9 protein-coding genes and 5 pseudogenes are annotated in these 8,298 nt (G+C 58.5%); 9 read left to right on the top strand and 5 right to left on the bottom strand.

Going from position 1 to position 8,298, the window contains the following annotated elements; all coding sequences use genetic code 11:
* Positions 1 to 85: 85 nt before the first annotated feature.
* Positions 86 to 244: pseudogene (locus X773_RS77800) on the top strand (AAA family ATPase); the annotation flags it as partial.
* 134 nt (positions 245 to 378) lie between these two features.
* Here X773_RS77800 and X773_RS75990 read toward each other — a convergent pair.
* Positions 379 to 528 (bottom strand): annotated as a pseudogene (locus X773_RS75990) (ATP-binding protein); the annotation flags it as partial.
* Positions 529 to 892: 364 nt separating this feature from the next.
* On the opposite strand from X773_RS75990, the gene X773_RS78830 reads away from it, so the two are divergent.
* Positions 893 to 1,288, top strand: a complete 396-nt coding sequence (locus X773_RS78830) for a transposase (RefSeq protein WP_348625962.1) — start codon at positions 893 to 895, stop codon at positions 1,286 to 1,288.
* Positions 1,170 to 1,547: a transposase gene (locus tag X773_RS75985; protein WP_245274888.1), complete on the top strand. Its 378-nt coding sequence runs from the start codon at positions 1,170 to 1,172 to the stop codon at positions 1,545 to 1,547. The genes X773_RS78830 and X773_RS75985 overlap by 119 nt, the downstream gene beginning before the upstream one ends.
* Here X773_RS75985 and X773_RS72825 read toward each other — a convergent pair.
* Positions 1,429 to 2,054: pseudogene (locus tag X773_RS72825) on the bottom strand (IS66 family transposase); the annotation flags it as partial. The gene X773_RS75985 and the pseudogene X773_RS72825 sit on opposite strands and share 119 nt — an antisense overlap.
* Positions 2,055 to 2,063: 9 nt before the next feature.
* Positions 2,064 to 3,476, bottom strand: a complete 1,413-nt coding sequence (locus X773_RS72820) for a hypothetical protein (protein ID WP_023680804.1) — start codon at positions 3,474 to 3,476, stop codon at positions 2,064 to 2,066.
* A 285-nt stretch (positions 3,477 to 3,761) separates the two neighbouring features.
* Between X773_RS72820 and X773_RS77085 the strand changes: the two genes are divergently transcribed.
* The gene (locus tag X773_RS77085; protein ID WP_023680803.1) at positions 3,762 to 3,923 is read left to right on the top strand and encodes a hypothetical protein; all 162 of its coding nucleotides are present in this window, start codon (positions 3,762 to 3,764) and stop codon (positions 3,921 to 3,923) included.
* A gap of 1,273 nt (positions 3,924 to 5,196) precedes the next feature.
* Complete coding sequence (locus tag X773_RS72815) at positions 5,197 to 5,961, top strand: class I SAM-dependent methyltransferase (RefSeq protein WP_023680801.1); 765 nt, start codon at positions 5,197 to 5,199, stop codon at positions 5,959 to 5,961.
* 50 nt (positions 5,962 to 6,011) lie between these two features.
* On the opposite strand, the pseudogene X773_RS75980 reads toward X773_RS72815, so the two are convergent.
* Positions 6,012 to 6,154: pseudogene (locus tag X773_RS75980) on the bottom strand (transposase); the annotation flags it as partial.
* A 215-nt stretch (positions 6,155 to 6,369) separates the two neighbouring features.
* Here X773_RS75980 and X773_RS79470 point away from each other — a divergent pair.
* From X773_RS79470 to X773_RS79465, 3 genes are all read left to right on the top strand, one after another.
* Complete coding sequence (locus tag X773_RS79470) at positions 6,370 to 6,522, top strand: transposase family protein (RefSeq protein ID WP_348625961.1); 153 nt, start codon at positions 6,370 to 6,372, stop codon at positions 6,520 to 6,522.
* A gap of 116 nt (positions 6,523 to 6,638) precedes the next feature.
* The gene (locus X773_RS77080; RefSeq protein ID WP_023680799.1) at positions 6,639 to 6,983 is read left to right on the top strand and encodes a transposase; all 345 of its coding nucleotides are present in this window, start codon (positions 6,639 to 6,641) and stop codon (positions 6,981 to 6,983) included.
* Positions 6,984 to 7,169: 186 nt separating this feature from the next.
* The gene (locus X773_RS79465) at positions 7,170 to 7,388 is read left to right on the top strand and encodes a helix-turn-helix domain-containing protein (protein WP_023680798.1); all 219 of its coding nucleotides are present in this window, start codon (positions 7,170 to 7,172) and stop codon (positions 7,386 to 7,388) included.
* 174 nt (positions 7,389 to 7,562) lie between these two features.
* Here the strand turns inward: X773_RS79465 and X773_RS77070 are convergent, their stop codons facing one another.
* Positions 7,563 to 7,736 (bottom strand): hypothetical protein, encoded by a 174-nt coding sequence (locus tag X773_RS77070; RefSeq protein WP_023680797.1) that lies wholly within the window; start codon positions 7,734 to 7,736, stop codon positions 7,563 to 7,565.
* Positions 7,737 to 8,107: 371 nt separating this feature from the next.
* Between X773_RS77070 and X773_RS77880 the strand changes: the two are divergent.
* Positions 8,108 to 8,298 (top strand): annotated as a pseudogene (locus X773_RS77880) (hypothetical protein); the annotation flags it as partial.

Below are 8,298 nucleotides of genomic sequence, written 5' to 3'. Positions count from 1 at the left end.
CTGTCCCGAACTTACTGAAATCCGTGTCCGCGACTTACTGAATTCCTTGTCCGGGACTTTGCGAAACCCGCACGCCTGCTTCACCATGCGGTGCGAAGGATCGAGTTATCGGCTCCGCCAGCACGCCGAGCTCATGCCCGAACACTTGCGATCAAAAGCCTCCATCACGCCGCCGACATTAAATCCACCATCGCGGCCGCGCGGCCGGCCACCGAAAAATGGACACCCCTCCGCGACAGTCTGAGCGGCGAAACTGGGGAATTTTACTTCGGNCGCGGCCGGCCACCGAAAAATGGACACCCCTCCGCGACAGTCTGAGCGGCGAAACTGGGGAATTTTACTTCGGCACTTTTGGGGAAAATTCGAGCGGCATTGACAGCTGTCCCCCCTGATGGTGATCACCGTTGAATGGTGAAGCAGGCGATCCAAGATTGCCGTGGCCACCACGGGATCTCCAAAAACGCTCCCCCATTCACCCACCGAACGGTTGGAGGTAATCAGGATCGATCCCTTCTCGTAGCGGCGCGATCTGCGCGCCATGGGCGAAGACAGCGAGGAGATGCTCGATGGGTCGCCCAAGCTCGGCAGGTGATGGAGACCGTTCGACCCAAGTACAGCTGCCGGACTTGCGATAAAATCATCCAGGCGCCGGCACCAGTTAAAGCCATTGCACGCGGTAAGCTCGCTCGCCCATATCATGATGGCGAAAGGGGTTATCATCTGCCCTTCTACCGTCAGGCACAGATGATGGCCGCCAAGGGCGTCGATATCGAGCGAACCACGCTGCGCGCAGCGCCGGCTATGCCGCCGCCTTGCTCGATCCGATCTACAACCACATCCGTGAGATCGGCCGTGCCCGCACCAAGATCCACACCGACGACACGCGCTTCCGATCCTGGCGCCCAGCAACGGCAAGACACACAAGGGCGCGCTCTGGGTTTACCTCGCCGACGATCGCAACTCGGGTTCGCAGGAGCCGCCGATCGCTTGGTATTGCGCCACCATGGGCCGCGCCGGCGAGAGCGTGATGACTGAGCTCGCCGGATTTGCCGGCACGCTCCAGGCCGACAGTTTCAGCGGCTATAACCAGATCTACAAGGGCGGCGCCATTCGAGAAGCCAACGTTCACGACAGCCAGCCGACCGAGCTCAGCACGACAGCGAAGGCCGATATCCAGGCGATCTACCGGATCGAGCGAGAGATACGGAGGCTCCCGCCCGCCGAGCGATTTTGCCGCACGACGAAGGCGGACCCGACCACTGGTCCGCGCGCTGCGACGACAGCTTAAGCGCCGGGGCAACGGTTTGTCGCGCCATGCCGATATCGCGAAGGCCTTCGCCTACGGCACCAGGCGATGGCGCGCGTTCAACCGCTTCCTCTACGATGGCCAGCTCGAGCCCGACAACCTGATCGCGGAGAGGGCCATTCGGATCGCTCGACCGTGTTGCTGTCGATCTCGATGCGACCGTCGTCGAGGATGCGCGAGAAACCTTCCCAGCGCGAGAGCGTATAGCGGACCGCCTCAGCGAGTTGTGTCTTCTGGCTAATCAGGCCGAGCTTCTCTCGCAGCCAAGGTTCGAGGTCGGCGATAACTCAAGCGCTCTTTGGCGTTCGTCAGTCGATCGGCCGCGAATGGCGTCCTCAATCTTGTAGAGCTCGGCGATCCGTCTCAGCGCCTCGCTGGCAATCGGCCCGGGACTAGCTGCTGCGAGTTCATAAAAGCGTAGGCGCACGTGTGCCCAGCAGAAGGCGAGCGTGACGCCACTCTTTCGGCCAGCACGCGATAGCCGCCATAGCCGTCGACCTGCAAGATCCCGGTGAAGCATGCGAGATGAGCGATCGGACGCTCGGCCTTTTGATCCGGCGCATAGACATAGGCGACGCCCGGCGGGTCTTCGCCATTCCATGGTCGGTCATCGCGGGCATAGGCCCAGAGCTGCCCAGTCTTCGTCTTGCCGCGACCGGGATCGAGCACCGGCGCCTTCGTCAGCAAAGAGCTTCGGTGAAGTCTTCAGCTTGCCAAGCAGCCGTTCATGCACCGGACGCAGGTGCCACCCATCTGTTCAGGCGCCAGTGCCATCGATAGCCACAGGCATTAGGATCCCACCCCGCCCAACGTTCATCACAGCATCGAAGCTTGCTCGCGACTGAAAACCTGCGAAGCGGCCTCCGAATACATAGCAGTCAATTCCATATCCCATTTTCTTGATCGAATGACTTGAAGGGTGCAGAGCCGTGACTTGTCTCGGTCTGACGTACTCCTGAACGACAGATGGGTTGCGGGCGGCCAGGTCAATTTGTCTCTCCCACATTTCTGAGGATGTGAAACGCCCAACTAAGACATGCTCGCCACGCGTCGCATTAGAGGGCTTTAGAACAAGATTGGCCTTGTTCTCCCGGATGTAACCGATGAGATCAATCCGACGCCCCTCGAGGTTGGTTGTTACTCCCGATTTAACAAGGCGTGTCCATGGAATGTGGCGTGCAATAAGCTCGACCTGCTCGGCATTGAAATTCGAGCGGAACCGATCATCGCTGAGTACAGCAAGGATCGCCTTGTCAGACAATACCCACTGGGAGATCCAAGGGTTTATCGAAACCACCTCTTGAGCTGCACACGCATCTAAGTACTCTCTGCATTCCTCATGTTTGATTATTTCTCTAACATCGAGCTTATTGTAAACAAGATCGATGAGTTCGCCATCGGGCCCGACTAGACCGCGGGACGTTCGCTTCATCGCGGTAATGTCTAGTAATTCTGCTTTTATGCCCACGTGTCCAAGGCCGCTAACAATCCAATCTACTTCGTTTGTATAACGACCACGAAAGTTGACCACGGCGGCGGTTCTGAGCTCACAGCCAGTTGCAGCGCGATAGGCAGACACCAGCTCCCGAACAAAGCAGTTCGGATCCTTCGCGAAAGGCTGCCTACTCACATCAAGAGCTAGGCCCTGCACCAATGGATTGGGTATACCGCTCCACACTTTTGCCGCGAGGCCGTTCTGAATAACGCCGCCCGGCCCTTCGGTATTCGTTTCAAGTATCTTATAATAGCCGTCACTTCCGAATAAGCCATCCAGCCGGCATATTCTTACAAGCGGCCGATGTTTTGGAAGACAAGCAGTCCAATGCCTCAAATGTTTATAGGTTGGAAACAGGTCCTGCACCTCTTCGTTGCAGCAATATAGCTCAGCGGCAACATCAAGAAGGTTGATCATGCCCTCAGCGATTGCGCTGAGGTGGTTTGCCAGATCGTCGTCTATCGCTAGGGGCCGGAGACATACGGGATACGCCAGCCCCTCAAAGTGCATGCCGGCCTCTGCAATGGCCCGGGAAAGTTCGTCTTGAGCCCCCCAGATCGAGGCTGACTCGCAAGTTGCCAGTTCGCGGACTCGGCGCTCAATTCGAGTATCCGCGTCGCTGATTGCAGGCTCTATTGCAATTTCCGCGGGGCCAGACCCTATCTGAGTTGTCATGAGCAGCTCCTATCTAATCGCCTTATCGGTATTGCGTTTGCGAGACCCGACAGATTCTCGGGACAGCGCGAGTTTAGCTCCTGGGATTGATCCGGTATGGCAGTCAGCAGCGCGCATCTCAGCTTCGTTTCGCGTTGTGTGGCCGGGCCGTTTTGTCGCCCGTTGCTAGCTGGGGCAGTTGAAAGATAGTGCGTTGAGGTTTTTTCGGGAACTGCCAAATCTGGTGGCTTGACGTTTCCAGGACACCGTCCTCTTCCCTGATCTGAACCACGACGCCCCGCCGCCATGGGGAACTATGACGCCGCGTCGAGTGCGGTGCAGAAGCTCGATGCGGTTGGTTCAGCAATGGCCAGCGCCCTGAGCACCGCTGCCACACAGATCGCGGAAGAACTGTTCGAGATGTCTCAGTTGTCGATGAACGGCAACGGGCCAACCCGAAATTGCTGAATGTACGAAGTTAATTTTGGCAGCGTCGATCTGCTCTGCAATGGCAAGGTCCGCGCTGAGGCGGCCTGTGCCTTACGACGTGCCGCTAGCGCGGTATTCGCATTCGTGCCGCCGAGGTTGGGCGCGAGATTGTCGCAGATACACTTCAGAGCAGGCATGCCGCATACTTATCTCGATCCTAGCATCGGCGCCATGACCGCAAAGTGCTCGGCACCGCCATTGAAGATCCGGGCAACTGCAAGGAGTCCCGATCTGTTGGCCTCAGCCTCGGTAAAGCTCGCAGAACCATCGGCTGTTGGGCATTCTGCGGCGTGAGGAGACAAACGCGGCAATCATGAAAGTTGCCGACGAAGGTATCCCATCAACCCCGGCGGGGCCGAGTGGGAGGACATCTGGCCGGCGTCATGGTCGGGGCATTTGCAATTGGCGGAGCTGCCACTCTTCTTGCTATCACGATGTTCGGTTCGTGCGCCACCCACACAGGTGGTCATAAATAGCTGGAGCCGCCTTGGCCGGCGTGCATCGGTCGGTCGGCAACGGCTGGACCTTCAGTGCCACCCCACCAGATGGGCATGGAGCTGTTGGTCGCGCCATCCAGGGCCGCGGTCGGCCAGTAGCATGATGAGCGCGCTGCCGTCGCTGGTCCAGCGTATGTCTTCGATGGTGCCGGGAATATCGCGAAGCGATCTCAACGTGCCCCAGAAAGGATGAACAGGTCGGCCTTGTTTCGAGTCTTGCGTCAGACGTAATGGCGATCTGATCGTCGACAGGCGAGAAGCGCGGTGCGGAGTAGCCGTTCGACCATGTTTCAGTTGGGCCGCAGCGCCATCGCGGCCAAATCGCCATTAGTCGAAAGCCCGACAAAGTTGCGACAAGGCACATAGTCCGAATCGGGCGCGAAAAGCCAACGTTTTGGACTGCTTACGTTTTTTGCGCTGGCATACCTTTTGCTCCTCGAGATGCGACGTTCACCAATCAACGGAGCCGCCCGATGTCCATATCGACGATCTCGCGTGAGAGATATCCCTCGGCCAGTTGATCGCGACGGAACAGGCATATGCAGGAGAGATCATCGGCGAAGACCCGGTCTTTTGTCGGACGGGGAGGGGCGGGCGCACATTCGCAAGCGGTCGACATCGTTTCAAGCTCCTGTACTTGCCCGGACCATGCTTCGCGGGTCGGCTGTGCCCAGCCGTACTTGGTAACGCGCAATACAGTACGGGACGAGCGTTAGTCAAGCAACTTTCTAAAACCAACCACAGGAGAATGGCACATGGCTGATGAATTAACTTATGGCGAAGTTTATGCTCCGATCTATGAAGAATACACCACCCTGCAAGGTAAAGTGGATGAGGTGGACGAGACGGTCGCCTTTCTTGAGCGATATTGCAGGGGGGGCATTGCTCTCGAACTGGGTATAGGCGACGGACGAGTGGCAGTGCCGTTGAGCGGCCGCGGCGTCAAGGTCGAAGGTATCGATAACTCGTCCAGCATGTTGAAACTTCTCGCCAAGCGCACTGATCTAATCAAGGCTTGGCAGGGAGATATTGCCCATTTCAGCTCAGAGCAACGCTACAGTCTGGTGTATTGCGTTTATTTCACGTTCACGCTGCTCTTCACGCGCGAAGAGCAAATAGCTTGCCTCCGATCTGCAGCGGAGGCGCTAGATGATGAGGGGATTTTGGTGATAGAATTGGGTGTACCAGGCTTGAATCCACTGATCGGCGGCCAGAAGACTACAACGGCACGGCTAGTCAATCATGAGAATACGATTGTCAATGTGTCTGTCCACGACCCACTAAACCAAAACTTGGTTTCAACCCTCCTCTGGTTTTCTGGTACGTCGGTCAGACGTTTACCGCAACGCGTTCGTTACGTTTATCATCAGGAACTTGATACCATGGCCGAATGTGTGGGGCTTGAGCTAGCGGAGCGTTGGGGAGATTGGGCGAGAGGTACGTTCACCAAAGGATCCGAACGTCATATCTCGGTCTACCGCCGAAGCAGCACGAGTCCGAGGATCTTCCGCGGCAAATAGGTTAAAGCCTCTATTGCGGGTATCGCTTTTAGGTCGTGCTGACGATTTAACTATCTGAGCCATATCGCGATTGCGGCGAGTTTCACGAAGCCGGTGAAGTTGGCGAGGAGCTTGTGCTATCGGGTGCGATGCGCCTGAACTGCTTGAGTTTGTTGAAGAAGAGCTCGATACGGTTGCGCTCCTTGTAGAGATCGACTGTGGCGCGACAATTCTGGGTTCTTCTCCGCATATTTGGTGCAGTTGTGGGATTCACGGACGGTGCGAATAAGTTCATAGAGCCGGAACCGCAGTCGGCGCCGTGATTTGCCCGTGCTCCATGCCTTCGGCTCAGCTGATTTCGCTCGAGCTTCGATTTTCCTGATTCTCCCGCAGGCCGACAGGGTTGTGCTTGTTGCCCGTGCGAAGGCGATGGAATCCTGCTGTCCATGTTGCGGCTGCCGAACCCGCCGCGTCCACGGTGACTACATGCGCCAGTTGACCGATCTGCCGTGGCAGGGACGGGTTGCCGAAATCCAGCTTCACGCACGACGGTTTCGATGCGCTGATCCACAATGCCCGTGACGGATCTTCACCGAGAGGTTCCTGAGACGGTTCGATCGAAAGCTCAACGCGCGGTTCGACTCCGCGAAAGCCAGCTGGCGATCGCATTCGCGGTGGGTGGCGAGCCGGGCTCACGCATGTCGGACAGGCTCGCCATGCCGATGAGCGGCGACACACTGTTGCGGATGATCCGCGCGGCCGGGTTCGGGCCGCCGCAAGCGCCGCGTGTAGTCGGCATTGACGACTGGGCCTGGCGCAAGGGGCAGCGCTACGGACCGATCATCTGTGACCTGGAGCGCAATCGCGTGCTGGATCTGTTGCCGGATCGCAATGCCGACACGGTCGCATCATGGCTGGAACGCCATCCTGGCATCGAGATCATCGCGCGCGATCGTGCCGGCGTTTATGCTGAGGGCGCCCGTCGCGGTGCGCCCGATGCAACAGGTCGCGGACCGCTGGCATCTTCTCCAGAACCTGGGTGAAGCGATGCGTCTGGCCGTCAGCCGCCATCGAAAAGCTGTCACCGCCGCTGGGAAGATCATGGCGCCCAAGATGGCCGGAAACGACGACGCCACTCCGGAACCACCGGTAGAAACTCCCCGAAACTTGATTGCCTGCGCCGGTCGCGGCGCAACCAACGCAGTGAGCTCTGTGCTGAAATCGTTCAGTTGCGGGAGGCCGGTCTGTCGCCTCGACAGATCGCGCCCCGGATTGGCATGAGCGTCAGAACTGTCGAACGCTGGCTTGCAGCGGGCGGTGAGCCCGAGCACTGGCGGCCACGCGCTCCGTCCTCATGGATCCTGTTCGCGACTATCTCGAAAGACGCTGTGAGGAAGGCCAGCGCAACGGATGCAATGGTGGCCGAACTCAAGGGCCGCGGCTTTTGAAGGTAGTAAGGCAACCGTAGCCCGCAAGGAGCGGTCATCGATAGCTCCATCAAATTCGCGATGGCGGCCGCCATCGCGCCGGAACTGTGCATGGCTGCTGAGCGAAGACCCGACACCTCTCGATGAGCAGACCGAGCTGTTCCTTCACCATCTCCATGAAATGCGCCGGAGCTTTCAATCGCGGGCGAACTCGCCCGCCGTTTTGCTGCGATGATACGCGGCAACGATGATGCCGGCCTCGAGCAATGGATCGCCGATGCCACGGACAGTGAGCTGGCCTCCCTTGTAGCAGGCATAGGCCGTGACATTGAAGGCTGTCCGGGCGGCAATCACCCAGCCCTGGAGCACGAGCCCCCGAAGGTCAGATCAACCGTCTCAAACGATCAAGCGCCAGATGTATGGGCGCGCCGCCTGTTCAATCCTCCGGAGCCGACTGCTGGCAGCCGCTTGACCCAACCGGAAAAAGGGACACCCAAAAACGTAGTCCCTGCACCAAATATGCCGAAGGACCCTTGATTGACGCAACGCTCGCAGCTTCATTGTCGCGCCGCAATCGACGTCTTAGCGCGCTGGAGCTTGCGGTTGCGCTTTGGCGGGATGACGATCTCTCCCGGCCTCGGCGATCCAATCGGCGCCAAGCCGCTCCGGCAGATCGCGCCAGCGGCCGCCGGAGCGCGCTATCCACAGCGGTGCGTCGAGGAACTTGTGGTCCTTTGCCCATGACCGGATCGAAGGTATCGATCAGTCTCCCAGATGAGGCAATATTCGGAACGGATAGGTTTCCTAACTCCGCTCTCTGTCAAATTAGAGCACGTCCCGCGGTCAATGAATCGATTGTCCTGTCCGGCGAGACGCTGCATGGTCTCGCCAAGCGGCACGAACTGCCGCGTAACCTGATCCGCATCTGGGT

The organism is Mesorhizobium sp. LSJC280B00 (assembly GCF_000502835.1).
Classification (GTDB): Bacteria; Pseudomonadota; Alphaproteobacteria; order Rhizobiales; family Rhizobiaceae; genus Mesorhizobium.
This window is presented reverse-complemented; position numbering and strand designations above follow the sequence as displayed.